This window comes from Mesorhizobium sp. L2C066B000, from assembly GCF_000502335.1.
Taxonomy (GTDB): Bacteria; Pseudomonadota; Alphaproteobacteria; order Rhizobiales; family Rhizobiaceae; genus Mesorhizobium.
The window spans coordinates 39265-64286 of sequence record NZ_AYWZ01000015.1 but is presented as its reverse complement, the minus strand read 5'-3'; the positions used below and the strand labels follow the sequence as shown (position 1 = coordinate 64286).

The following is a 25022-nucleotide window of genomic DNA, read 5'->3' as shown; positions in this document are numbered from 1 at the left end:
CCGAGCCAACAATACACGGCAGCCCATGTGGAACTCCGTGAACCAATCCACAGTTTCGCAGTCGTGCCTCGGGCCGCGCGGAAAATAGTTCCGTTCCCGGCAAGCAAATCATTTCATTGCTCCTCGGAACGGAAATCGCTCAGGAACATTGTGACGACATCGATCAATTTCTCGCAGGGAGGCTCTTTATGGGACGCGGTATTTTGCTCTGGTTGCTCGGTATTCCGATCCCGATCATCATTCTCATCATGCTGTTCGTACGGTAGGAGGCGTCGATGCAGTCCACCGTATCGGCTGTCGACGTATCCGCCTCAACAGAATCCTCCGCCCCGGCCGTCAGCTGGGGTCCGATCATCGCCGGCGCCTTCGCGGCCTCGACGCTGACCTTCATCCTCATGCTGCTCGGTTCGGGGCTGGGGCTGACCATGGTCTCGCCGTGGTCCGGCGCCAGTGCCTCGCTGACCACCTTCGCGGTGTCCGGCGCCATCTGGCTCATCATCGTGCAATGGCTGTCCTCCGGGGTCGGTGGCTATCTTGCCGGACGCCTGCGCACCAAATGGGTCGGCATCCACACCGACGAGGTCTATTTCCGTGACACCGCGCACGGCCTCCTCGCCTGGGCGCTGGCGACATTGCTGGTCGTCGGCATTCTCGGGTCGGCGCTGTCGGCAGTGCTTGGTTCAGGCGTGCAGGCGGCTTCTACTGTTGCCTCGGGCGCCGCCATGGGTGCTTCGGCCGGCGCGTCCGCCAATGCCGGCAGCGCACCGACCGACAATGCGACATCCTATCTCGTGGATACGCTGTTCCGTCCGGCTGATGCCGCCAGGCTCGCGGCGGCCAATCCGGACAGCGATGCGGCTGCGGCCGGGCAGGCTTCGCGCATCCTCATCGCCAGTGCGGCGGCAGGCGAAATTTCGGCTGACGACAAGACCTATCTGTCGCAGCTCGTCGCCGCCCGCACCGGGCTTTCCGAGGCTGACGCCAAGGCGCGTGTCGACGCCTTGGTGGCCAGGGTCGAGGACGCCAAGGTCAAGGCCAAGCAGGCCGCCGACGCCGCCCGGAAAGGCAGCGCCACCTTCGCACTGCTTGGCGCCCTGTCGCTGGTTATCGGCGCCTTCATCGCCAGCGCTGCGGCAGCACTGGGCGGCAGGCAGCGCGACGACGAGGAAGCGGTTTTCCTGACCAGCCGCTGAACCGGTCTTCAACATAAAAAGCCCGGTCGAACCGGGCTTTTTTTGTTTCCGATGATGGACCGACAACCTTCCAGTGGAAAGTTGCGGCGGGATCAGTGATCCATGGCCTTGACGATTTCCTCGGTCATCTTCTTGGCGTCGCCGAGCAGCATCATGGTGCCGTCCTTGTAGAACAGCGTGTTGTCGATGCCGGCGTAGCCCGAGCCGAGCGAGCGCTTGACGAACAGGCAGGTGCGGGCCTTGTCGACGTCGAGGATCGGCATACCGTAGATCGGCGACGACTTGTCGTCGCGCGCGGACGGATTGGTGACGTCATTGGCGCCGATGACATAGGCGACATCGGCCTGCGCGAACTCGGAGTTGATGTCTTCCAGTTCGAACACTTCGTCATAGGGAACATTGGCTTCGGCGAGCAGCACGTTCATGTGGCCGGGCATGCGGCCGGCCACGGGGTGGATGGCGTATTTGACGTCCACGCCATTGGCCTTGAGCTTGTCGGCCATTTCGCGCAGCGCGTGCTGGGCCTGGGCGACCGCCATGCCGTAGCCCGGCACGATGATGACCTTCTGTGCGTTCATCATCAGATAGGCGGCGTCGTCGGCCGAGCCCTGCTTGACCGTGCGTTCGATGCCGTCATCGGCAACCGCCGCGGTCTCGCCGCCGAAGCCGCCGAGGATGACCGAGATGAACGACCGGTTCATGCCCTTGCACATGATGTAGGACAGGATGGCGCCGGACGAGCCGACCAGAGCGCCGGTGATGATCAGCGCCAGATTGCCAAGCGTGAAGCCGAGTGCGGCCGCCGCCCAGCCGGAATAGGAATTCAGCATCGAGACGACGACCGGCATGTCGGCGCCGCCGATCGGGATGATCAAGAGGACGCCGAGCGCCAGCGACGCCGCGACGATGAGCCAGAACACCAGCTTGGCCTCGGTGGTGACCAGAAGCACGATCAGCACGATCAGCGCGATGCCGAGGACCGCGTTGATGATGTGACGGCCGCCGATCATGATCGGCTTGCCCGACATGCGGCCATCGAGCTTGAGGAAGGCGATGACGGAGCCGGTGAAAGTGATGGCGCCGATGGCAACGCCAAGGCTCATCTCGATCAGCGCCTGGGCGTGGATGTCGCCATTCGTGCCGATGCCGAAACTTTCCGGCGCGTAGATGGCGGCTGCCGCTACCATGACGGCGGCAAGGCCGACCAGCGAGTGGAAGGCGGCGACCAGCTGCGGCATCGACGTCATGGCGATGCGGCGCGCTGTAACGGCGCCGACGCCGCCGCCGATGGCCAGACCAAGCACGATCAGGCCGAAGCGCCCGGCGGACGGAGTCGCCAGCGCCAGCGTGGTGGCAACGGCAATGCCCATGCCGATCATGCCGTAGAGATTGCCTTGGCGGCTGGTGGTCGGATGCGACAGGCCGCGCAGCGCCATGATGAACAGGACGCCGGAGACCAGGTAGAGGAAGGACGCGAAGTTGGCGTTCATGGCTCTCTACCGGTCCTTCTTCTTGTACATGGCCAGCATGCGCTGGGTGACCAGGAAGCCGCCAAAGATGTTGACCGAGACCAGCATCAGCGCGACGAAGCCGAAGCCGGTGGCAATGCCGGAGGCCGAGATGCCGACGGCCAGCAGCGCGCCGACGACGATGACCGAGGAGATGGCGTTGGTGACCGCCATCAGCGGCGTGTGCAGCGCCGGCGTCACCGACCAGACGACGTAGTATCCGACGAAGATCGCAAGTACGAAGATGGCGAAGCGGAAGACGAAGGGATCGATGGCGCCGCCGGACAGTGCGTGCGCGGCATCGCCCGCCGCATCGGCGCCACCGGGCGCATTGGCCAGGTTCTGCACAGCCAGCCGGACGGCGGCACTTGCCTGGTCAAGCTGATCGAGGGCTTTCTGCAAGGTCTGATCCATCACGCGATCCCCTTCGGCTTGGCGGCGGACTTGCCGGCAGTGGCTTTGTCGGACGCCTTTTTCGGTGCAGCCTTCTTCGGCGTGGCATCAGCCACCATGGTCTCCGCCGGAATGGCCGCCGGTTCGACATGGGGCTGTTCCGCCGCCTTGGCGAAGGCCGGATGCACCACGCGGCCAGCGTCGGTCAGCATCGTCGCCTTGACCAGATCGTCTTCGCGGTTGATGGCGAGCGTCTTGCTGGTCTTGTCGACCAGCGTCTCGAGGAAGGCGAACAGGTTCCTGGCGTAGAGCAGCGAGGCCGATGCGGCGACGCGGCCGGGCACGTTGAGGTGGCCGACGATTTTCACGCCATTGGCCGTGGTCACCACCTGGCCTGCAACTGCGCCTTCGACATTGCCGCCGCGCTCGACGGCGAGGTCGACGATCACCGAGCCCGGCTTCATCGAGGCGACCATCGCCGCCGACACCAGCTTCGGCGCCGGACGGCCGGGGATCAGCGCCGTGGTGATGACGATGTCCTGCTTGGCTATGTGCTCAGCGGTGAGCGCTGCCTGCTTGGCCTGGTACTCCTTCGACATTTCCTTGGCGTAGCCGCCGGCGGTCTCGGCCGCCTTGAACTCCTCGTCCTCGACGGCGAGGAACTTTGCGCCGAGCGACGCCACCTGTTCCTTGGCGGCGGGACGAACGTCGGTGGCGGTGACGACGGCGCCGAGACGGCGCGCCGTGGCGATCGCCTGCAGGCCGGCAACGCCGACGCCCATAATGAAGATCTTCGCCGCCGGCACCGTGCCGGCCGCCGTCATCATCATCGGCAGCGCGCGGTCATACTCCGATGCGCCGTCGATCACGGCCTGGTAGCCGGCGAGATTGGCCTGCGACGACAGCACGTCCATCGACTGGGCGCGGGTGATGCGCGGCATGAATTCCATCGAGAAGGCGGTGACCCCAGCCTCGGCAAGCGCCGCGACCGCGGCATCATTGCCGTAGGGATCCATGATGGCGATGACCGCCGCACCCGATTTGTAGCCCTTCAGCTCGGCGTCGGTCGGCCGGCGCACCTTCAGCACCACATCCGCCCGGCTCGCATTCGAAGCCTTGCCGATCGCGGCACCCGCCTTGGCGAACTCCTCATCGGGGATGCGCGACCTGGTGCCGGCGCCCGTCTCGACGGTGACGTCGAAGCCCAGCGCCGCCAGCCGCTTCACGGTATCGGGCGAGGCCGCGACACGAGGCTCGCTGGCATCGAGCTCGCGAGGGATGAAAACCGTCTGTCCCACCGCATGATCCTTTCGGCTGGAACCTGTTTGCGCAAGAGTGCGGCTTTGCGAAAGAGTGCGGCCGGATGTCCGGCTACGCCCTTGGCAAGGGTCTGAAGAGACTATCGGAGAATGAAGGCGCCGAGGGCGAGGATCAGCACGAACAGGATGGTCGCGGAGAAGAAGCCGCCTGCGAAGAAGCCGAAAGCCATGGCCAGGAGCAGGGCGCCGCAGAACAGCGAGCCGTATTTGGCCAGCGCCAGAAAGCCATGATAGGTGCGGTCATGTTCGGCATAGTCCATCTTCGCGCCCAGTTCGACAGGACCGGTCGGCGTGTGATCAGCCATAGGAATACCCCTTCGAAGACATCTTTGAGGCACATAGCGAAAAGCCGGGCCAAGAGCAATGGCGCTATTGCCGCACGACCAGTGACAACAGCCTCAAAGGAATGTTGAAAGCCGGCGATAGGGCTTGTCGCCGGCCTAACGTCGAACGTTGAGGGTTTTGCGTTTTAACCGGCCAGATGCGGAAAGAGCCCGAGCAGCCCAATGACGATCAGATAGAGCGCGACGATGTAGTTGAGCAGCCGCGGCATCACCAGGATCAGCACGCCGGCAATCAGCGAGATCAGCGGGGTCAGTGCTAGCTCGGGAATATGCATGTCGGTTCCTTTCTATGGCCGCGTCGGCGTCATCCAGAACGCGGAAGCGGCGGGAAAGCTCCAGAGTTCGCGTGCCGAATTACGCAGGCTTCAGTGGTGTCAGGCGGCTTCGCGGAAAAACTTGGCGGTGGGCAGGATGGTTAGCGGTGCGAGTTCGCCGCTCTTGGGGCGTTGGAAGAGCATGCGCTGCTCGAACGCCGTGGAGTTGAAGAACGGGAAGCGATCCAGCGTCGCCTGCATGTTTTCGGAGCACTTCGACTGGAACAGATGCACGGGAACGGTGAGACCGGGATAGATGCGCGGGGGCACCGCCTGCTCGGAACGGAAGATGCGATGATAGAAGCCGGCATGCTCTTCCTTGACCGCCGTCAGGCAATATGTCGGTTTGAAGTGGCTGCAAGCTACGACCGCAAGCCTGAGCGTCACGTAGGGCAGCACGCGCAGGCTGGTCGACCACTCGATATCGGCAGCGAAACGGCTTGGATCGACGAACGTCTCGCCAACTGCCAGCCGCCGCGCCAGCGTGTCGCCGAACACGGCGGTGCTGGGGGAAACAGGGTATTTCGCGCAGGCGTAGTGGATTCTGATGGTGCTGACCAGAACACCATCGAAGAACACGCCAAATCGGTAGGAATTGCGCAGATCGTCGAAGTCGTCCTTTACCATACGCGAGGCATCGGGCTTCACCATGCCAGCGTGAAGGTAGGATTTGTAGCGAAGTCGATAGATGGCTTCCAAATCCTCGGCACCGTCGCAAAGGCGATACTCGACGTGCTCCAGGACGTCCATGATATGACGAGAAAACACCGAAGGAGACTGAGCGGTGGCCCTAGAAGCCACCAGAGGCATACCTGCTAGCTGAGTTTCCATTGTTACCCTCGTGCCGTCGCAACTAAACCATACCGGACGACCGAATGAACAAGAAGATGAAACTCTAATCGTCTGTGTTTACCGAATATTAACGTTAACAATAGGTTAACGTTTTGGCAATTCACAGCTTTTTTGACGGCTTTCAAGCGCGATTTAAAGGTTGGGCTTCATGTGGTCGCGAGTTTGGCGACGGGCCGCAATTCCGCGGCGAAGGGCCAGGTCACATTGGACATCGTTTCGATGCCGGACGCGCTGAGAGCTGCGCCGAAGAGGAAGCCCTGGACGAGGTCGGGTTTCACCGAATGCACCAGGATCTTCAGCTGTTCGAACGTTTCCACACCTTCGATGGTGACGGTCAGCCCGAGCACGCGGGTCAGGTCGACGATGCCCTTCAACAAGTCGAGCGAACGCTTGTTCTGGGTCACGTCCATCAGGAACGAACGGTCGATCTTGATCTTGTCGAGCGGCAGCTTGTGGAGGTAGCTCAGGCTTGAATAGCCGGTGCCGAAATCGTCGAGCGCGATGCGCACGCCAAGCTGCTTCAGTTCCTCGATATACTGGCGCGTCAGCGATTTGTCGTCGAGCAGCGCGGTTTCGGTGACTTCGATCTCGAGGCGGCCGGCGGCGAGCCCCGAAGTGGCAAGCGCGTCGCGAACCTTCTGGACGACGTCGCGGCTGCGGAAATCCTTGGCCGAAAGGTTGACCGAGACGCTGGTCTGTGCGGGCCATTTGGCGCATTCGGCGCAGGCCGCCGCGAGCACGAAGGTGCTGATCTCGGAAATGATGCCCATTTCTTCGGCCAGCGGAATGAAGACGCTGGGCGAAACCGGCCCAAGGTCGGGATGATCCCAGCGGCACAGCGCCTCGCAGCTGGCGATGCGCATGGTGTTCATCGCCACGATGGGCTGATAGACCACCCGCAAGGCCTTGCCTTCGACCGCCGTGCGCAGGTCGGCCTTCATCATCTGGCGGTTGCGGAACGCCGCATCCATCGCCGCCTCGAACAGTCGCCAGTTGTTCTTGCCGAGTTCCTTGGCCTTGTAGAGCGCCAGATCCGCCTTGACGATCATGGCGTCGACATCGGTGTCCTCGACCCTGGACAGCACGGCGCCCGCGCTTGCCTGGATGCGCAGGCTGTGACCAGCGACATCGACTTCGCCCTGCAGATCGGCAAAGATCTGGTCGAGCAGGCCGGTCAGATGGCTTTCATCCTCGACGCGGTCGAAGAAGATCATGAACTCGTCGCCGCCGAAACGGCTGACATTGACGCCTTGCCCGGCGACGGCCGCCAGTCGCTCGGCAACGGCATAGATCAGCCCATCGCCGACCGGATGGCCAAGTGTGTCGTTGACGCTCTTGAAATCGTCGAGATCGAGCACCGCCAGGGCGCACAGCCGGTCGCGGCTGCCCGACGCCATGGCCTCGCCGACGAGCTCATGGAAATAGGCGCGGTTCGGCAGGCCGGTGAGGCTGTCATAGCGCGCCATGAAGCGGATCTTTTCTTCGGACTCGACGCGGGCGGTGACGTCCTCGAACGTGATGACGCCGAGGTCCTGATTGCCCTCGCGGGCCGAGAACTCGTAGTGCTGGCCATTGGAGAAGGAGACCAGCACCTTGCGGTCACGGCCTTCGCGCAAGGCGCGCGTCAGCTGCGCTTCGACATAGCGGCAGTCTTTCGGCGCCAGCATGCCGCCCGCAACGCCGCGCAGGAGCAGCGAATGGATCGACCGCCCGAGCAGCTGGTCGGGCGAGCGCAGCGACATCAGATGCGCTGCTTCGGCATTGCCGACCACGACCTTGCCGTCGGGTCCGAGCATGACCAGGCCATGCGACATGGTGTTGAGTGCGCGGTTGAAGCGCTGCGCGATTTGCCTCGCCTGCTTATGCCCGACCACGGCCGAGAACAGCACGTTGCGCACATGGTCGGCACTGCCCTTGATGATGAACATGAACGGGATGATGAGCAGCCCAAGCACGACACTGGGGATGTCAAACCTGAGGATAAGGGCTGCTGCGATCGGCCCGACGAAGGTTACCGCGAAGATCGTGACCATGCGGGGCGAGCCGTAGTTTCGGCCTACGACCGTGACCAGAGAGCCAAGCGTTATGGCGAGCGCTGCGATCTCGGCATACGCATCCGAGTAGACATAGATCGAAATGAAGCAGAACAGGCCCAGCATCAGCCCCTGGATGCTGCCGTTCAGGATATATTCGCGCTCCCATCGTGTCGCATCCAAGGCATCGTGGATGGAACCACCCAGGCGATGGAACCGCCGCAAGCTGAAATACCGCCAAACGCCGATGCCAAGCAGTGCTCCGGCAAGAACCAGGAAGACAGGCTGGCCGTTGCGCCAATAGACCATAAGGCTGGCGGTTGCGTGGCAAAGCGCGCCAATGACCAGCATATGCGCGTTGTCGAACAACGAGCGCACAAACTGGATATAAACATCCACAGGGATGTTATCGGTCTTTGTTCTGCCCATTACTGGCGCCCAACTGAACCACAGCCTTGGCATAGTCCCATTAAAAAACCTTTAGCTCGCGCTGAAGGGCCTGTTTTTCCGGCCCTTTTGGCTACTCAGCGGCTTGTAATGCGCTTGGCTGCACCGGCAACTTGAATCGTTCAAGAAGGCGATTTCGTTCATCCGCCGCCTTTTCGGCGCTGGCCTGCCTGACATGGCCGTAGCCGCGAATGAGCGCCGGCACCGAGGCAAGGGCGATGGCGGCCTCGATCCTGCCTGGCGCAAGGGCCTTGGCGACAAGCTCCAGATCGGCCTCATAGCGGGCCAGAAGCTGCCGCTCGATGCGCCGCTCAGTGCTGTAGCCGAACACGTCGAAGGCCGTGCCGCGCAGGCCTTTCAGCGCCGCCAGCAGGCGAAATCCCTTCATCATCCACGGGCCGAAGCTCGATTTCCTCGGCTTGCCGTCATTGCCGCGCCTGCCCATGATCGGTGGCGCCAGATGAAATTCGAGTTTGTCGTAGCTCTGGAACTGTTTTGAGAGCTCCATAGCGAAGGAGCCGTCGGTGTAGAGCCGCGCCACCTCATATTCGTCCTTGATCGCCATCAGCTTGAACAGGTTTCTGGCGGCGGCCTCGGTCACCGCGGTCGAGCCAGGCACGGCCTTGGCCTCGGCAGCACGCAAAACCGCCAGCTTCTCGGCATAGCGCCTGCCATAGGTGGCATTCTGATAGGCAGAGAGGAAAGCGACGCGGCGGGCGATGATATCGTCCAGCGTCTCGGCGATCTCAGTGGCCTTGCCCGGCTGCGCGATGAGGCCGCGCACAAAGTCCGGCTGATGCGCGGCGCGCCGGCCCCAGCGGAACGCGGCGATGTTCATCGCCACCGCCTCGCCGTTCAATTCGATTGCTCTTTCAACGGCTTGCGCCGACAGCGGCAGCCCGCCATGCTGGAAAGCGAAGCCGAGCATGAACATGTTGGCGCCGAGCGAATTGCCGAACAATTGGGTGGCGGTGCGCGTGGCGTCGAAGAAATGCGTCTTGTCTTCGCCTGCAGCAGCACGGATCGCCTTCTTCAGGCGCTCGATCGGCAGCGAGAAATCGGCCGAACGGGCGAATTCGCCGGGCATGATCTCGGCGGTGTTGGCGAGGAAGATGGTATGGCCTTCGCGCACCGCGCCAAGCACCTTCTTGGCGCCGGACACGACAAGGTCGCAGCCGAGTACCAGGTCGGCCTTGCCGGCCGAAACGCGGATCGCGTGGATGTCGTCCGGCGTGCGGGCGATGCGGACATGGGTGAACACCGAACCGCCCTTCTGGGCGAGGCCGGCCATGTCAATCATGCCGCAGCCCTTGTCCTCGAGATGGGCGGCCATACCGAGCACAGCACCTATGGTGACGACGCCGGTGCCGCCGACGCCGTCGATGATCGCCGCCCAACCCTCGCTACCGAGCGGGAATTCGGCTGGCACCGGCACGCCGTCAAGCGGGTCGGAGCGCCCGCCAATGCCTTCGGCCTTCCTGATCTTGGCGCCGTGCACGGTGACGAAGGACGGGCAGAAGCCGTTGACGCAGGAGAAGTCCTTGTTGCAGCTCGACTGGTCTATTCTGCGCTTGCGGCCGAACTCGGTTTCGACCGGCTGGATCGAGACGCAGTTCGATTGCACCCCGCAATCGCCGCAGCCCTCGCAGACCAGTTCGTTGATGAAGACCCGCTTGTCGGGATCCGGGAAGGTGCCGCGCTTGCGGCGGCGGCGCTTTTCGGCGGCGCAGGTCTGGTCATAGAGCAGCACCGAGACGCCCTTGACGTCGCGCAACTCGCGCTGGACGAGGTCGAGGTCGTCGCGGTGGTGGATGGTGGCGCCGGAGGGGAATTCGGCCTTTCCTGCATATTTGTCCGGCTCGTCGGTGACGATGGCGATGCGCTCGACGCCTTCGGCGCGCACCTGCCTGGCGATCATGTCGACAGTCAGGCCGCCTTCATGCGGCTGGCCGCCGGTCATGGCGACGGCGTCGTTGTAGAGGATCTTGTAGGTGATGTTGGCATCGGTCGACAGCGCGAAGCGGATCGCCAGCGTGCCGGAGTGATTGTAGGTCCCGTCGCCGAGATTCTGGAAAATGTGGCCGCGCTTGGAGAATGGCGCCTGGCCGACCCATTGTGCGCCCTCGCCGCCCATGGCGGTGAAGCCGACCGTGTTGCGGTCCATCCACAGCGCCATGAAATGGCAGCCGATACCGGCGGCGGCGATCGAGCCGTCCGGCACCTTGGTCGAGGAATTGTGCGGGCAGCCGGAGCAGAAGAACGGCGTGCGCGAACCGATATCGCTGGTGTCGGCAAGCATCGCCTGGAACTGGCGCAGCTTTGCCACCTTTGCAGTGATCTCTTCCGAAGGGCCGATTGTGCGCAGGATGCGCTCGCCCAGCGCAATGGCGATCTCGTTGGGGTCGAGCGCGCCCTTGGCCGGGAACAGCCAGTCGCCGCGCTCGTCCTTCTTGCCGACGATCATCGGCTGGGAGGCGGTGCCGTAGAGGTTTTCGCGCAGTTGCACCTCGATCAGCGAGCGCTTCTCCTCGACGACGACGATGGTGTCGAGGCCGCGGGCGAATTCGGCGATATGCTGCAGGTCGAGCGGCCATGGGCAACCGACCTTGAACAGGCGGATGCCGATGCGGCCGGCGGCGGCCTCGTCGATGCCGATGTCTTCCAGCGCCTGGCGGACATCGAGATAGCTCTTGCCGAGCGTGATGATACCGAGCTTCGGCGCGCGGCCGCCCGAATAGACGATGCGGTTCAGGCCGTTGGCATGGATGAAGGCGGACGCAGCGGCGCGCTTGTATTCATGCAGGCGCTCCTCCTGTCCGAGCATGTCGATCTCGTCGCGGATGTTGAGGCCACCGGACGGCATATCGAACTCCGGCACGACGATGTTCAGGCGCTCGAGCGCGGCATCGACGGAGGCCGTGGATTCGATGTTGTCCTTGACGCATTTGATCGCCGACCAGGTGCCGGCGAAGCGCGACATGGCAAACCCGTAGAGGCCGTAGTCGATGATCTCCTGGACACCAGCCGGGTTGAGGATCGGCACCATGGTGTCGACGAACAGGAATTCGGTGGCGTGCGCATTGGTCGATGATTCGGCCATATGGTCGTCGCCCATCAGCGCAAGCACGCCGCCATGCTTCGACGATCCCGCGAGGTTGGCGTGGCGGAAAACGTCGCCGGAGCGGTCGACGCCCGGTCCCTTGCCGTACCAGACCGAAAACACCCCGTCATGCTTGCCTTCGCCCATTAATTCCGTCTGCTGAGAGCCCCAGCAGGCGGTGGCGGCAAGCTCCTCGTTGAGGCCGGGCTGGAAAACGATGTCGGCCTGCGCCAGCTGCTTTTTCGCCCGCCACAGCTGCATATCGAGGCCGCCGAGCGGCGAGCCGCGATAACCGGACACGAAGCCGGCCGTGTTGAGGCCGGCCCGGCGGTCGCGCTCGCGCTGCATCAAAAGCATGCGGATGACCGCCTGTGCGCCGGACAGGAAGATGCGCTCCTTACCAAGATCGAACTTGTCGTCGAGCGCGACGTCGTGCAGCGTCATCAGGCATTTCCTCTGCGGAGGCAGCACCGGGGGCGCGCAGCCAACGTAGGAGTGAGATGGCGCAGTCTTTCTCCGCTTGCAAGGCAGGTCAAACGAAATCGAAAGTGCCAGGCAAAGCGCAACGAACGATCCGCTGCCGTCGCGTATCCGGCACGAAATCGGTCCGCGGCGGTTGTCCGGCGACCGAAAATTTCCACGCAGTCGCGCCGGGCAAAAACGCGTCAGCCTTTCGAGCAATCCGGCTTCGGCTCACCCGGCAGCTTGCCGTCGGGATGGCCGGCAAGATCGGGATTGGCCGTATAGAGCTGGTCGACCACCAGCGGCCGGTCGGGAAGGATCGACTGGTCCTCGCTCGACATCAGCGTGGTGTCGATCTTCTGCAGGAACGTGCCGTCAGGACCCCTGATGCTGATAGAGATCGCATAGGGTTTGTCCTTGACGATGCAGGTGAGCGCCGGGCTCTCCAGGCTGACCTTGTCGAGCTTCGGCCAGACCTTCTGCTCGACTACCAGGGGAGGGCCGCCAGCCGGATTCTGGAAACTGGCGACCGCAACCTGGCCTTCGCCCATCGGCTGCAGGGGCCGCAGCGTCACGACATAGGTCGCCCGGGCGAGACGGTAGTTGAAGACGACGACCTTGCCGGAAACCTCGAACAGCTTGCCGTCGCCGCCGGTGTCGCGGCAGGCGCCAAGCGCAACGGCTGCAATGAGCGCAGCACCGACAAGGATCGAACGAAAAACAACCCTAGGCATTGTTGACCTCATGGGGCGCCGTGCGGCGGCGGCGATAGTGACGGCTTGCTTTCTGGCGGTTGCCGCACACAGCCATATCGCACCAAAGGCGGCTGGAATTGCGGCTCCTGTCGACGAACAGCCAGCTGCAATTGGGACAGATCCTGAGCCTGGCGACCGTGTCGTCGCGCAGCAGCGACAAGGCCGAAACCGCCAGCGCCGCCTCGAACGCGATCGGCTTCGATGGATCGCCGAACGGTCTACCCGGTGCGCCGATTTCGGCAGGGCTCCGATCGAGGCCGTTGGCGCAGGCCTTGAGAAAAGCGGCGAGGTCGCCGGCGGCAAGCGCACCTTTCGACACCGCGCCGCGAAACAGGCGGTCGGTCGTCTCGCGGATCGCCAGCACCACCGGGGCGATCCTGTCCGGCGAGGTCGCCTCCAGCGGTCTGCCGCCAAGCTCGGCACCGCGAAAGCCGCTTGCGGCATCGGCGAAGCGCGCGATCTCGGCCGGATCGTCAAAACGGTCGAAGGTCTTTTCCGGATCGTTGCGCAACACCACGGTGTTGGCCGTATCGAGCGCAAGAATGCCGCCGGTGAAGCGATGCGGGGTCCAAGATACCGTCATATCAGAAATCTAACCGATAAACCGCATTTGACAAGTTAGATTCTACGATGCAAACCTTGGCGCGGGCTCCAGCGCCCGGAAAGCTGTCTATGCTCTATTTCTTCCAGCAGGTGCTGAACGGGCTGCATTCCGGCGCGCTCTATGCGCTGCTTGCCTTCGGCTACGTGCTGACCAACGGCATCCTGCACCGGACCAATCTCGCCTATGGCGCGCTGTTCGCCTTTTGCGGCCAGACGATGATCCTGACCGTGGCCTTCGGCTATCAGGTATTGTGGCTGACCTTGCTGGCGGCAGTGGTGCTCGGCGTCGTCACGGCTTTCCTTTATGCCGCGCTGATCGGCCACGTGCTGTCGCGCAGCGTCTTCGAACCGCTGGCCGACCGCACGCCCAATGCCATTGTGGTGACGACGCTCGGCATCCTGCTGGTGCTGTCGGAAGCAAGCCGTATCGCCGCCGACACGCATGACTGGTGGCTGCCGCCTATGCTGGCGCAACCCATTGTCTTCGCTCAGGATGCCGGCTTCCAGGCGACGCTGACGCTGATCCAGCTCATCGATTGCGCGGTGGTTCTGGCGGCAATCATGCTCGCCGCATGGGCGTTCGCCAGCTCAGGCTTCGGCCGCCGCTGGCGAGCCGTCTCCGACGATCCCAAAGCGGCTGCCATGTGCGGCGTGGACGTGCGCGCAGTGTTCCGGCATGCGGTGTTGTTTGGCGGTTTCTGCGCCGCGCTGGCCGGAATCATGGCCGCCCTTTACTACGGCAATGTCAGCTTCGGCTCGGGCCTCGTTTACGGGCTGAAAATCCTGTTCGTGACGGCGGTGGGCGGCTATCTCTCGCCGCCTCGGGCCGCGCTCGGTGCGGCCGCCTTCGGCATGGCCGAATCGCTATGGGCCGGCTATTTCCCGATCGAATGGCGCGATGGCTGGATGTATCTGTTCCTGGTCGCGGCACTTGTGCTGATCGGTCCCGGCCGCGACCAGCAGAAGATCGCCTGATCGCCGCATCCGCTGTCAGACTTTGGTTGCATGACGCAGCAGCCGGTCGGCACTTATCCCCTGCCTCCCGTCACGACGGCGTTGATCGCGCCCATGCCATGTTGACCCGCCGAACCACGCACGGCATACCGTTGGGCCACAGCGGCGCGACGGAAAATAGGGGAGCCGGCGCGCCTTCGACCTCAGGGAGGAAATGCATGGCAGGGCTGCTCGCTCTATCCAGAACGATCGACCGTATGAACGAGTTCATCGGCCGGTGGATATCGTGGCTGATCCTGCTGGCAATCCTGGTCAGCGCCGCCAATGCCATCATCCGCAAGGTCTTCGACGTCTCGTCGAATGCCTGGCTGGAACTGCAGTGGTACCTGTTCGGCGCCGCCTTCATGCTGGCCGCCGCCTATACGCTGAAGCAGAATGACCATATCCGCATCGACATCGTCTACGGCATGTGGTCGCGCCGCGTGCAGCACTGGATCGACCTGCTCGGTCATGTCTTCTTCCTGATGCCGTTCGTGACACTGATGGTGATCTATTTTGTCCCCTACGTGTCGCTGTCGTTCCGCAGCGGCGAAATGTCGAACAATTCCGGCGGCCTGATCATCTGGCCGGCCAAGGCGATCCTGCTCGTCGGCTTCTTTCTGCTGGCGCTGCAAGGCATCTCCGAGATCATCAAGAAGATCGCCATCATGCGCGGCGACATGGACGATCCCAATCCGTTCATCTCGGTGCACGAACAGGCCGAGCTCGAGGCGAAAGCCCTTGCCGAAGAAGCCAAGGCGCTCGCCCAGGAGGCGCGCCCATGATCGAGTTCATCGCCCAGAACATGGCGCCGATCATGTTCGCTTCGCTGATCATCTTCCTGCTGATCGGCTATCCCGTCGCTTTTTCACTCGCCGCAAACGGCCTGATGTTCTTCTTCATCGGCGTCGTGCTGTCGCCCTATTCGGGCGGCTCGATCAACCTGGCGTGGCCGCTGCTGCATGCGCTGCCCGACAATTTCTACGGCAGCCGGGTGATGTCGAACGACACGCTCTTGGCAATCCCGTTCTTCACCTTCATGGGCATCGTGCTGGAACGATCGGGCATGGCCGAGGACCTGCTCGACACGATCGGCCAGCTGTTCGGCCCGGTTCGCGGCGGCCTTGCCTATGCGGTGATTTTCGTCGGCGCGCTGCTTGCCGCGACCACGGGCGTGGTCGCGGCTTCGGTCATCGCCATGGGCCTGATCTCGCTGCCGATCATGCTGCGCTACGGCTATGACCGACGACTGGCGTCGGGCGTCATCGCGGCATCCGGCACACTCGCCCAGATCATCCCGCCGTCGCTGGTGCTGATCGTTCTGGCCGACCAGCTCGGCCGTTCGGTCGGCGACATGTATGCCGGCGCGCTGATCCCCGGCCTGGTGCTGACCGGCCTTTACACGCTCTACATCCTGATCATGTCGATCGTCCGGCCGAACTCGATGCCGGCGTTGCCGCTGGCGGCCCGCACGCTTGGCCACGGCGTGCTGTCGCTGCTCGCGGCACTGCTGGTGGCAGTCGCGGCTTCCTATGCGGCCTATCGCTACCTTGCGCCGGCGCATGGCGACAATGCCGATATCCTTGGCGCCAGCATCGGGGTGATCCTGATCTATATCGTGGCGATCGCCGACAAGGGCCTGAACATCAACATGATGTCCAGGTTGGCGCAGCAGGTGATCATCGTTTTGATCCCGCCTCTGGCGCTGATCTTCCTGGTGCTGGGCACCATCTTCCTCGGCATCGCCACCCCGACGGAGGGCGGCGCCATGGGCGCGGTTGGCGCCCTGGCGATGGCGGCAATGAAGGGGCGGTTGTCGCTGGATGTCATCAAACAGGCGCTCGCGTCGACCACCAGGCTTTCCTCCTTCGTGCTGTTCATCCTGATCGGCGCGCGGGTGTTCTCGCTGACCTTCTACGGCGTCAACGGCCACGTCTGGGTCGAGCATTTGTTGACGTCGCTGCCGGGCGGCGAAGTCGGCTTCCTGATCGGCGTCAACATCCTGGTCTTCGTGCTCGCCTTCTTCCTCGACTTCTTCGAGCTCGCCTTCATCATCGTACCGCTCTTGGCGCCGGCTGCCGATAAGCTCGGCATCGACCTGATCTGGTTCGGCGTGCTGCTCGGCGTCAACATGCAGACAAGCTTCATGCACCCGCCTTTCGGCTTTGCGCTGTTCTACCTGCGCTCTGTCGCCGCGCGCGTGCCCTATCTCGATCGCCTCACCGGCAAGCAGATCGCGCCGGTGACCACCGGCCAGATCTATTGGGGCGCCGTGCCCTTCGTCTGCATCCAGGTGATCATGATCGGGCTGACCATCGCCTTCCCGCAAATGGTCATGCGCTACAAGGGTGCGGCCGTCGATCCGGGAACGATCGAGATCAACTTGCCTGATATGCCAAGCCTTGCGCCTCTCGGCACACCACCACCAGCCAACGGTGGCCCATCACCCGCGGCGCCACCGTCGAACGATCTCTCGCAGCCGCCGAATTTCGGCGAGACGCCGCCCGCCAAGCCGGCGGCGCCGGCGACCGACCTGTCGCAGCCGCCGAACTTCAACTGATGTGTGAACACTGAGAACCTGAGTGAGGATGTCATGAGAGCCGTGCGCCTGGAAGCCGTGGGCAGCATTGCGCTACGGGAGGTCGACAAGCCTGTTGCGGGACCGCAGGACGTTCTGGTGCGCGTCGAAGCCTGCGGCGTTTGCGGCACCGACCGTCACCTCCTCCACGGCGAATTCCCTTCGAGCCCGCCGGTGACGCTTGGTCACGAATTCTGCGGCATCGTCGAGGCTGTCGGCGATGCGGTTTCCGGCATCGCCATCGGTGACCGTGTTACCGGCGATCCCAACATCTTCTGCGGACGCTGCAGTCATTGTCGGGCCGGCCGGGTCAATTTGTGCAGCAATCTCAGGGCCATCGGCATCCATCGCGACGGCGGCTTCGCCGACTACGTCGTGATGCCGCAGAGCCAGGCCTTTCTTCTGCCTGCGAACCTCGAGCCAACGCATGGCGCCTTCTGCGAGCCGCTGGCCTGCTGCCTGCACGCTGTCGACCTCGCCGGAATCAGACCCGGCGCTGCCGTGGTGGTGCTTGGTGGCGGCGTCATCGGCCTGCTTACCGTGCAATTGGCGAGGCTCGCAGGAGCGGCGACCATCATCCTGTCGACGCGGCAGGCCTCCCGCCGTGCGCTCGCCGAAGAGCTCGGTGCAACGGCGACGGTCGACCCAAACGCGGTCGACCCGATCGAGGCGATCGCCGGCCCAACCGGCCTTGTGCCCGGCGGGGCCGACGTGGTGCTCGAATGCGCCGGTGTCCCCGATACCGTCGAACAATCGATGCGGCTGGCGAAGTCCGGCGGCACGGTGGTGATCGTCGGCGTGATGCCGCAAGGCGTGAAAGTGCCCTTCGAACCGTTCGACATCCTGTTTCGCGAACTGAAGGTTCTCGGCTCGTTTATCAACCCCTTCACCCACAGGCGGGCGGCGGACCTTGTCGCGTCCGGGGCAATCGAGATCGACAAGCTCATCTCCAGACAGGTCGGCCTGGACGGAGCCCCCTCGGTTATCTCCAACCCGGCCGCCCCCGGCGAGGTCAAGGTGTTGGTGGTGCCGGGCAGGGAATGAAGGGCAGCCTCAATCCTGCGACGTTGGCGATTGGCGAAACGACGATGACCGCGTCCCTCTCCCCGTCACTATACGGGGAGAGGATACCGGCAGGCAGGTGAGGTGCAGCGTCAACGCTTGGAAAGATAAGCTATAATTTCGGGGCGGCTACCAAGCCCAAGGCGATCAATCGCCGAAGTTTGCACCGCCCCTCATCCACCTGCCGGGACCTTCTCCCCGTATAGTGACGGGGAGAAGGGACAGATCCCAGCCTACAGTTTGCCGTTGCGCTGCTGGACCATCATGAAGGTGTCGTAATTGTACTCGGCCACCTGCGCCCACAGATAGTGCTCCTTGCGGAAGCCCTTGATCGAGTCCCAGATCTTCTTGAACGGTGCGTTGGTGGCTTCCATTTCGGTGTAGACCTCATTGGCCTTCTCGAAACAGGCGGCCATGATGTCCTGGCTGAACGGGCGCAATTTCGCGCCGCCGGCCACCAGCCGCTTGACTGCTGCAGGATTGAGGTAGTCGTATTTCTGCAGCATGTTGGCGTCCGCCGCGTGCGCGGCCGTGTGCACCAGCGACTTGTAGGCCGGCGAAAGCTCTTCGTACTTCGCCTTGTTGAACAGGAGATGGACGGTCGGGCCGCCTTCCCACCAGCCGGGATAGTAGTAATAGGGCGCGACCTTGTAGAAGCCGAGCTTCTCGTCATCATAGGGGCCGACCCATTCGGCGGCGTCGATCGTGCCTTTTTCCAGCGCCGGATAGATGTCGCCACCGGCGATCTGCTGCGGTACGACGCCGAGCTTCGAGACCACTTTGCCGGCAAAGCCGCCGATGCGCATCTTGAGGCCGGAGAGATCGGCGACGGTGTTGATCTCCTTGCGGAACCAGCCGCCCATCTGCACGCCGGTGTTGCCGCCGGGCAGGCCGAACAGGCCTTGCGTGGCGAGAAACTCGTTGAACAGGTCGATGCCGCCGCCATGATAGTGCCAGGCATTCATGCCGCGCGCGTTGAGCGAGAACGGCACCGCCGCACCGAGCGCCCATGTCGGGTCCTTGCCCCAATAATAGTATGACACCGTGTGGCAGGCCTCGACGGTGCCGGCCGTGGTGGCGTCGGCGGCCTGCAGGCCGGGTACGAGTTCGCCGGAGGCGAAGACCTGGACCTGGAAATTGCCGTCCGTCGCCTCAGACAGCATCTTGGAGAAGACTTCCGCGCCGCCATAGATCGTATCGAGTGACTTGGGGAAGGACGACGCCAACCGCCACGTCACTTTCGGATTGGACTGGGCGATTGCCGGTGCGGCTAGCGTCGCGGCAGCCGCCGCAGCGCCCACGCCGGTGACCCCGGCCTTGCGGATGAATGAACGACGATCCATGCAGAACCTCCCTTTTGGACCAACAAACCGACATCAGGGACATCTCCTCGCGCCCGGTATCGATTTGCCGAAACAATACACGGGCAAGGGGTCGAGTCCAGCATGGCAGCGGGATTTGACGGCGGCGCTGGCGACAAATCCGCCGGCCGGCCAGCCAGCCTGCAACTATAGTCTAACGGTCGCGCGTGGCCCATGCGAGATGGCGAAACTTGCCATGGAAAAGCGCCTTCGGATCGCCTATTTTGCAGGCACAATAGATTATTCGCTTCGCTCCAAATGGAATCCGGACCCAAAAATGCACCAGCCGCTCGTCGCCATATCGACCGACGTCCGTCAGTTCGACAACTACACCTGGCATGCCGTCCCGCAGCAATATATCGAGGCAGCACTTTCCGGCGCCGGCGTGTTCCCGCTTTTGGTGCCGTCCTTCGGCGACCGGCTCGATTTCGACGAGCTGTTGTCCTCGGTCGACGGTGTCATGGTCACCGGCTCGAAGTCCAACGTGCATCCATCGCTCTATGGCGGCGACGCCAGCGAAGCCAACGGCCCCTACGACCCGGCGCGCGATTCCACCACGCTGCCGCTGATCCGCAAGGCGATCGAGCGCGGCGTGCCGCTGCTTGCCATCTGCCGCGGCATCCAGGAGTTGAACGTTGCGCTGGGCGGCACGCTTGGCACCGAGATCCAGGAGCGCGAAGGCTCGCTCGACCATCGCGCGCCGGTGAGCGACAATCAGGACGAACGCTTCGCCATTCACCAGACCATTTCGATCAAGCCGGGCAGCTGCCTGGCCGGCGTGTTTGGCGCCGGCGACATCAAGGTCAACTCGCTGCACCGCCAAGGCATCGACCGGCTCGGCTCGAAGCTGCAGGTCGAGGCGGTTGCCGGCGACGGCACGGTGGAGGCAGTTTCGGTGAAGGACGCCCGCGCCTTCGCCGTCGGCGTGCAATGGCACCCCGAATACTGGGTCAAGTCGGACAACAACTCGGCCAAGATCTTCCGCGCCTTCGGCGATGCGGTGCGGCTGCATGCGGCGGCGAAGGCCGGCGCGCGGGCGGCGGCGGAATAAATCCCGACGATCAATTGCCGGCGGATTGATCCCGTTCGCCGGTTGTCGCCAGCGAAAGCAGCGGCGTGGCCGGAGCGTAGGATTCGTAGCCGTCGCCATCCGCAACCGAGAAGGTGACGATCGGGTCGGTGCCGTCGGCGCTGAACGCGATCGTGCCGTCCTCGCCCTCTCGCCAGAATTTTGCCCGCTCGATCCCCGGCAGCAACCCGCGGCAGTTCGGCGCCACGGTCAACAGCGACAGGCCATCGTCAATCGCGGCGCCGCGGCTAACCGCGCAGTCGCCTTCGTCGCCATTGGCGACCAGCCTGAAGGTGGTTGCCGGCCTTGCTTCATTGGCCGAACTTTCACTGCTGCCGCCGTGAAACAGCTGAAAGCCGGCGAAAAGTGCCGCTGCCGCAATCAATGCCGGAAGTTTCGTCATCTTGCACTCCGCGCCCCCCGGCGCAGATGCAGAATGATTCCAAAGCGTTAAGCCGACGTTAACGAGTGTGGCAGACAGCCGCTCAGCTTCGTGGCTTGACTTGCGCCGTCTCCGGCACCGGGGTCAGTGGCCGGCGCTCGCTGAACCAGGATACCAGATTGTCGACGCACAGATCCGCCATGGCGCGGCGCGTGTGGTGCGAGGCCGAACCGACATGGGGCAAAAGCGAGGTGTTGGGCGCCTCCAGCAAAGCCTTGGGCACATTCGGTTCATCGGCGAAAACATCGAGCCCGGCCGCGGCGATGGTGCCGTTGGCAAGCGCTGCGGCGAGGTCTGCCTCGTCGACCGTGCTGCCACGGCCGATGTTGACGAAAACGCCGTTGGCGCCAAGCGCCGCCAGGATTTCGGCATTGACCGCCTTCTCCGTGGAAGCGCCGCCCGGCACTACGGAAATCAGCGTATCGACCGCTTCGGCAAGGCCCTTCAGCGTCGGGTGGTATTCATAAGCCAGACCTTCGACCTTGCGCCTGTTGTGGTAGGCCACCGGCAGCCCGAACGCTTCCAGCCGGCGCGCAATGGCAAGGCCGATGCGGCCCATGCCGAAAATGCCGACATGCCGACCGCGCAAGGTCAGCCGGCTCAGGGGATAGTTGCCCTTCTTCACCCAACTGCCGTCGCGCAGCCATTTCTCGGCGTTGTAAAGTTCACGCACGGTGTTGAGCAAAAGGCCGATCGTGGTGTCGGCGACCTCCTCGGTCAAAACATCGGGGGTGTTGGTGACCATGATGTTTTTCTTGGCCGCATGGCCGGCATCGACCGAATCATAGCCGACGCCGAAGGAGGCGATGAGTTCGAGGTTGGGCAATGCATCCATCAATGCCGCATTGACGCCGGCAAAGGACGCAATGGCGCGCACGTCATGGCGCATCTCCTCGGTGACCAGGGCGGGATCGGCGCGCTCTATCTTGACCCGCTTGAAGGTGCGGTCGATGCGCTCGACCGCATGGTCGTTGAAATGTCCCGGCACCAGAACGGCGACGGTCTGCAACGCATCAGTCTTGGTCATGCACGCTCCACCGGCTTGCCGGTCGACTGGCGCACATGCAGTTCCGGCTTGATCAGTTCCTGTGACGGCCGTACCGCCTGTCCGTTCAGCTTGTCGAGCAGCGCGCTGGCGGCACGGCGGCCGACCTCTCGCTGGCCATTCCAGACTGTGGTGAGCGCCGGTGTCGCGATTGCCGCCTCCTCGAGATCGTCATAGCCGGTCACCGAGATGTCGGCGCCCGGCACCAGGCCGGCGCGGGCAATGCCGTTCATCAGGCCGATGGCGACCAGATCATTCCAGCAGCAAGCGGCGGTTGGCTTGTCTTTAAGCGCCAGAAACTGTCCAGCCGCCTCGAATCCGCCCTGCTTGGTGCGCGGCCCGGCGATGCGCCAGGACGGCCTGACCTCAAGCCCGGCGGCCTCCATGGCGTTGAGATAGCCCTGGTAGCGGTCGCGCCCGGTCGAGGTCTGGTCGGTGCCGCCGATCATGGCGATGCGCTTGTGCCCGAGCGAGATCAGATGATTGGTGGCAAGTGCCGTGCCATAGGCATCGTCGCCGCGAAACACCGGCACGTCGGCGCCTTCCACGCTGCGTGCGATCAGCACCGCCGGCAGGCCGTTTTCCTCGGCCATGACGATGTCGGAGGCCGGCGTGCCGATGGCCGGGGACATGATGACGCCGTCGGCGCCGAGCTGCAGCAGCGTGTCGATGAAGGTGCGTTGCTTTTCCAGCTGGTCGTAGTGATTGGACAGGATGAAGGTCTGCCGGCTGCGATCGAGTTCGCTCTCGATCGAGCGCAGGATCTCGGCGAAGAACGGGTTCATGATGTCATGCACGACGACGCCGACAATGCCCGAGCGCGAGGTGCGCAGTGAGGCGGCGCGGCGGTTGTAGATATAACCGATGGCCCGCGCATGTTCCTTGATGCGGTCACGCGTGGCGCCGGCGACCAGCGGGCTGTCGCGCAAGGCGAGGGAGACCGTGGCCGTGGACACGCCAAGCGCATCCGCGATCGTCGAAAGCTTGATCTTTTGTGCCAGCCCTTCGCTCCCCGAGTTTTTTTAAAATTTTTTAAATGCGGCGTTATGCCATCGGATTCGGAGCAAATCAAAGTTTTTTCGCCAGCGCCTCCGCCTCGGCATCGACGGTCGTGCGATTGCGCAGCCGCAAACGGTGCTCGCGATGGATGATGTAAAGGCCGCTGGCGACGATGATGGCAGCACCCACCAGCGTCCAGCGGTCGGGGAACTGGTGGAAGATGATCCAGCCGGACAGGATCATCCAGACCATCTGCGAATAGGGGTACGGCGCCAGCGCCGTGGTAGTCGCCAGGCGGTAGGCCTGCACCAGCAGCCAGTGGCCGCCGGCGCCGAACACGCCCAGCATCACCAGTATGAACCAGTGCCAGCCATCCTGCGGCAGCCCATGCGAGAACGGCAGCATCGGCAGAAGCAGCACGGCCGGCGCCAGCGCCGAAAACAGGATCAGGCTTTCCGAGGTTTCGCTGGCTGACATCCGCCGCGTCATGATGACGTAAAAACTGTTCGACAGCATCGAGCCGAGCGCGAAAAGATGGCCGACGCCGAACACGCCGACGCCAGGCCTTGTGATCACCAGCACGCCGACAAAGCCCGACAGGATTGCCAGCCAGCGCCGCCAGCCGGCCCATTCACCAAGCAGCGGTCCGGCAAGGGCGGTGATCACCATCGGCCCGAAGAAGTAGATCGAGGTGGTCTCGGCCAATTGCAGTGTCTTGAGCGCCATGACGTTGCACATGGTCGAGCCGAACAGCAGTCCGCCGCGCAGGATGTGGGCCGACAGATTGTTGGCGCGGAAGCGCGACGGCTCGCGCCAGCCGCGCAGAAAAACGCCGACAAGCAGGACATGGACGGTGAAGCGGGCCCAGGCGACGATCAGCGCCGAGACGCCGGCCAGCACCAGATATTTGCTCGATGTGTCGAGAAAGGTGAAAAAGACATAGGTGGAAAGCATGAACAGCATCGCCGCGGGCGGCGTTGCGCTTTCGTCTGATCTTGCGGGAACGTTCAAATGTCAGGCCGGGCAGGGAGGATCAACGCTTAACCTTTGCGGCAATCTCCAGCGCCCGGCAAGCCAAAAGCGACTGGCACAACAGGAGCCGCGCGCAGGCTCAGCGCGGGCCGATCCTATGCCGGCTAAAGCGCCTCGCCGGATGCCACTTGCGCCTGGAGATGAAGCCACAACGCCTGGGCGACGGGTCCATGCGGTCGGTCGCGCCGGCGCACCGCCGCCAGGGTCTCCGTCCGGCCGGGCAGATGTGCACCAGCGATCGAGATCAGCCTCCTATCCCGCAGTTCGTCCTCGATCAGCCATGCCGGCAGATGGCCCCAGGCCAATCCGTGAAGGATCAGTTCCTTCTTCATCAGAAGATCCGGCACCGAGCACTGATGCGCACCGTCGACGAGGAAATAGCTCTCCGGCGACGGCCGCCGCGCCGTGTCGCGGATCACGCACTGGGTGAAGGGCCGCATCTGCTCCGGCGCAATCTCCCGGCCAGGCGCGAAGGGCAGGAACCCAGGCGCCACCACCGGCACGAGCGTCACCGCGCAGAGATCGATCCGCTCGAGATGCGGATCGGAAGGATCCGCGCGATGGAAGACGAGGTCAGCCTCGCCTTCGATCAACCGTTCGAGCGGACCGCCGATCGCCTCATACTCCAGACGCAGGCGTGTCCTGGTGCATTCGGCAAAGAAGCCGCTGAGCATAGGCAGGATTGCGGTCGCGGGCACAGATCACCCATGACGACACGCAGGACCGTCTCCTCGCCACTCGCCAACTGGCCCGCATAGGTTCGCAGATGGTCGAGCTCGCGCAATGTCAGCTGCGCTCGCGCGCGAAACTCGCGGCCCGCCTCCGTCAGCCCCACCCGATATCCGCTGCGGTCGAGAAGTGTGAGCCCGAGCAACTGCTCGAGGCGTGCAACAGCGGCGAAGACGGATGGATGCGATCGGTTCAAGGCAAGGGCGGCCGCCTGGAAGCTGCCCTCGCTTGCCACGGCGTCAAAGCACCGTAGGTCGTGGAGTTTCAGACCATTCATTATCGTAAAAACCTACTGAGATTGTCCAATCATAGTAATTTTCCTGGATAATTACGAGGCCTAGGGTGGCTCATTCAAAGGGCGGCGGGAGCATCGAACTCCTTTCGCCAGG

Annotated in this window: 23 protein-coding genes; 6 read left to right on the top strand and 17 right to left on the bottom strand. The window is 63.5% G+C overall.

Going from position 1 to position 25022, the window contains the following annotated elements; genetic code table 11:
- The first annotated feature begins 275 nt into the window (after positions 1-275).
- Positions 276-1193 carry a membrane protein gene (locus tag X733_RS141870; RefSeq protein WP_023732634.1) on the top strand — a complete coding sequence of 306 codons (918 nt, stop codon included), beginning with the start codon at positions 276-278 and terminating at the stop codon, positions 1191-1193.
- Between the two features lie 92 nt (positions 1194-1285).
- Here the strand turns inward: X733_RS141870 and X733_RS141875 are convergent, their stop codons facing one another.
- From X733_RS141875 to X733_RS141915, 10 genes are all read right to left on the bottom strand, one after another.
- Positions 1286-2683 carry an NAD(P)(+) transhydrogenase (Re/Si-specific) subunit beta gene (locus X733_RS141875; protein ID WP_023745821.1) on the bottom strand — a complete coding sequence of 466 codons (1398 nt, stop codon included), beginning with the start codon at positions 2681-2683 and terminating at the stop codon, positions 1286-1288.
- A 6-nt stretch (positions 2684-2689) separates the two neighbouring features.
- Positions 2690-3118 (bottom strand): proton-translocating transhydrogenase family protein, encoded by a 429-nt coding sequence (locus X733_RS141880; RefSeq protein ID WP_023671338.1) that lies wholly within the window; start codon positions 3116-3118, stop codon positions 2690-2692.
- The gene (locus X733_RS141885; RefSeq protein ID WP_023745820.1) at positions 3115-4392 is read right to left on the bottom strand and encodes a Re/Si-specific NAD(P)(+) transhydrogenase subunit alpha; all 1278 of its coding nucleotides are present in this window, start codon (positions 4390-4392) and stop codon (positions 3115-3117) included. Before X733_RS141885 ends, X733_RS141880 begins: the two co-directional genes overlap by 4 nt.
- Positions 4393-4493: 101 nt before the next feature.
- Positions 4494-4718: an aa3-type cytochrome c oxidase subunit IV gene (locus X733_RS141890; RefSeq protein WP_023671340.1), complete on the bottom strand. Its 225-nt coding sequence runs from the start codon at positions 4716-4718 to the stop codon at positions 4494-4496.
- A 164-nt stretch (positions 4719-4882) separates the two neighbouring features.
- The gene (locus tag X733_RS1000000168580) at positions 4883-5032 is read right to left on the bottom strand and encodes a DUF3096 domain-containing protein (protein ID WP_023671341.1); all 150 of its coding nucleotides are present in this window, start codon (positions 5030-5032) and stop codon (positions 4883-4885) included.
- Between the two features lie 99 nt (positions 5033-5131).
- The gene (locus tag X733_RS141895) at positions 5132-5902 is read right to left on the bottom strand and encodes a hypothetical protein (RefSeq protein ID WP_023683521.1); all 771 of its coding nucleotides are present in this window, start codon (positions 5900-5902) and stop codon (positions 5132-5134) included.
- Between the two features lie 167 nt (positions 5903-6069).
- Positions 6070-8385 (bottom strand): EAL domain-containing protein, encoded by a 2316-nt coding sequence (locus X733_RS141900; protein WP_023714564.1) that lies wholly within the window; start codon positions 8383-8385, stop codon positions 6070-6072.
- 91 nt (positions 8386-8476) lie between these two features.
- Positions 8477-11947, bottom strand: coding sequence for an indolepyruvate ferredoxin oxidoreductase family protein (locus X733_RS141905; protein WP_023819684.1), 3471 nt, complete (start codon positions 11945-11947; stop codon positions 8477-8479).
- A 221-nt stretch (positions 11948-12168) separates the two neighbouring features.
- Positions 12169-12711: a hypothetical protein gene (locus X733_RS141910; protein WP_031193855.1), complete on the bottom strand. Its 543-nt coding sequence runs from the start codon at positions 12709-12711 to the stop codon at positions 12169-12171.
- Positions 12692-13303 (bottom strand): CGNR zinc finger domain-containing protein, encoded by a 612-nt coding sequence (locus X733_RS141915; RefSeq protein WP_023819683.1) that lies wholly within the window; start codon positions 13301-13303, stop codon positions 12692-12694. The genes X733_RS141910 and X733_RS141915 overlap by 20 nt, the downstream gene beginning before the upstream one ends.
- 89 nt (positions 13304-13392) lie before the next feature.
- Between X733_RS141915 and X733_RS141920 the strand changes: the two genes are divergently transcribed.
- The 4 genes from X733_RS141920 to X733_RS141935 all read left to right on the top strand — a co-directional run bounded on the left by X733_RS141920 (position 13393) and on the right by X733_RS141935 (position 17938).
- Positions 13393-14298 carry a branched-chain amino acid ABC transporter permease gene (locus X733_RS141920; RefSeq protein WP_023732628.1) on the top strand — a complete coding sequence of 302 codons (906 nt, stop codon included), beginning with the start codon at positions 13393-13395 and terminating at the stop codon, positions 14296-14298.
- Between the two features lie 197 nt (positions 14299-14495).
- Entirely contained in the window at positions 14496-15101 is a 606-nt protein-coding gene (locus tag X733_RS141925) for a TRAP transporter small permease subunit (protein WP_023683517.1), read from the top strand.
- Positions 15098-16876: a TRAP transporter large permease subunit gene (locus X733_RS141930; RefSeq protein WP_023819682.1), complete on the top strand. Its 1779-nt coding sequence runs from the start codon at positions 15098-15100 to the stop codon at positions 16874-16876. The genes X733_RS141925 and X733_RS141930 overlap by 4 nt, the downstream gene beginning before the upstream one ends.
- Before the next feature lie 33 nt (positions 16877-16909).
- On the top strand, positions 16910-17938 hold the full coding sequence (locus X733_RS141935) for a zinc-dependent alcohol dehydrogenase family protein (protein WP_023739655.1): 1029 nt from the start codon (positions 16910-16912) through the stop codon (positions 17936-17938).
- A 251-nt stretch (positions 17939-18189) separates the two neighbouring features.
- On the opposite strand, the gene X733_RS141940 is transcribed toward X733_RS141935, so the two are convergent.
- Positions 18190-19299 (bottom strand): TRAP transporter substrate-binding protein, encoded by a 1110-nt coding sequence (locus X733_RS141940; RefSeq protein ID WP_023725935.1) that lies wholly within the window; start codon positions 19297-19299, stop codon positions 18190-18192.
- A gap of 295 nt (positions 19300-19594) precedes the next feature.
- On the opposite strand from X733_RS141940, the gene X733_RS141945 reads away from it, so the two are divergent.
- A complete protein-coding gene (locus X733_RS141945) occupies positions 19595-20368 on the top strand; it encodes a gamma-glutamyl-gamma-aminobutyrate hydrolase family protein (protein WP_023671352.1) in 774 nt (257 codons plus the stop codon).
- A gap of 10 nt (positions 20369-20378) precedes the next feature.
- Here the strand turns inward: X733_RS141945 and X733_RS141950 are convergent, their stop codons facing one another.
- The 6 genes from X733_RS141950 to X733_RS1000000171535 all read right to left on the bottom strand — a co-directional run bounded on the left by X733_RS141950 (position 20379) and on the right by X733_RS1000000171535 (position 24910).
- A complete protein-coding gene (locus tag X733_RS141950) occupies positions 20379-20789 on the bottom strand; it encodes a hypothetical protein (protein WP_023683514.1) in 411 nt (136 codons plus the stop codon).
- 82 nt (positions 20790-20871) lie between these two features.
- Entirely contained in the window at positions 20872-21855 is a 984-nt protein-coding gene (locus tag X733_RS141955; protein ID WP_023671354.1) for a 2-hydroxyacid dehydrogenase, read from the bottom strand.
- The gene (locus tag X733_RS141960; protein ID WP_023671355.1) at positions 21852-22874 is read right to left on the bottom strand and encodes a LacI family DNA-binding transcriptional regulator; all 1023 of its coding nucleotides are present in this window, start codon (positions 22872-22874) and stop codon (positions 21852-21854) included. The genes X733_RS141955 and X733_RS141960 overlap by 4 nt, the downstream gene beginning before the upstream one ends.
- A 67-nt stretch (positions 22875-22941) precedes the next feature.
- The gene (locus X733_RS141965; RefSeq protein ID WP_032911426.1) at positions 22942-23826 is read right to left on the bottom strand and encodes a DMT family transporter; all 885 of its coding nucleotides are present in this window, start codon (positions 23824-23826) and stop codon (positions 22942-22944) included.
- A gap of 182 nt (positions 23827-24008) precedes the next feature.
- The gene (locus tag X733_RS01000000166530) at positions 24009-24602 is read right to left on the bottom strand and encodes a substrate-binding domain-containing protein (protein ID WP_348625874.1); all 594 of its coding nucleotides are present in this window, start codon (positions 24600-24602) and stop codon (positions 24009-24011) included.
- Positions 24494-24910: a LysR family transcriptional regulator gene (locus X733_RS1000000171535; protein WP_348625873.1), complete on the bottom strand. Its 417-nt coding sequence runs from the start codon at positions 24908-24910 to the stop codon at positions 24494-24496. Before X733_RS1000000171535 ends, X733_RS01000000166530 begins: the two co-directional genes overlap by 109 nt.
- Positions 24911-25022: the final 112 nt, after the last annotated feature.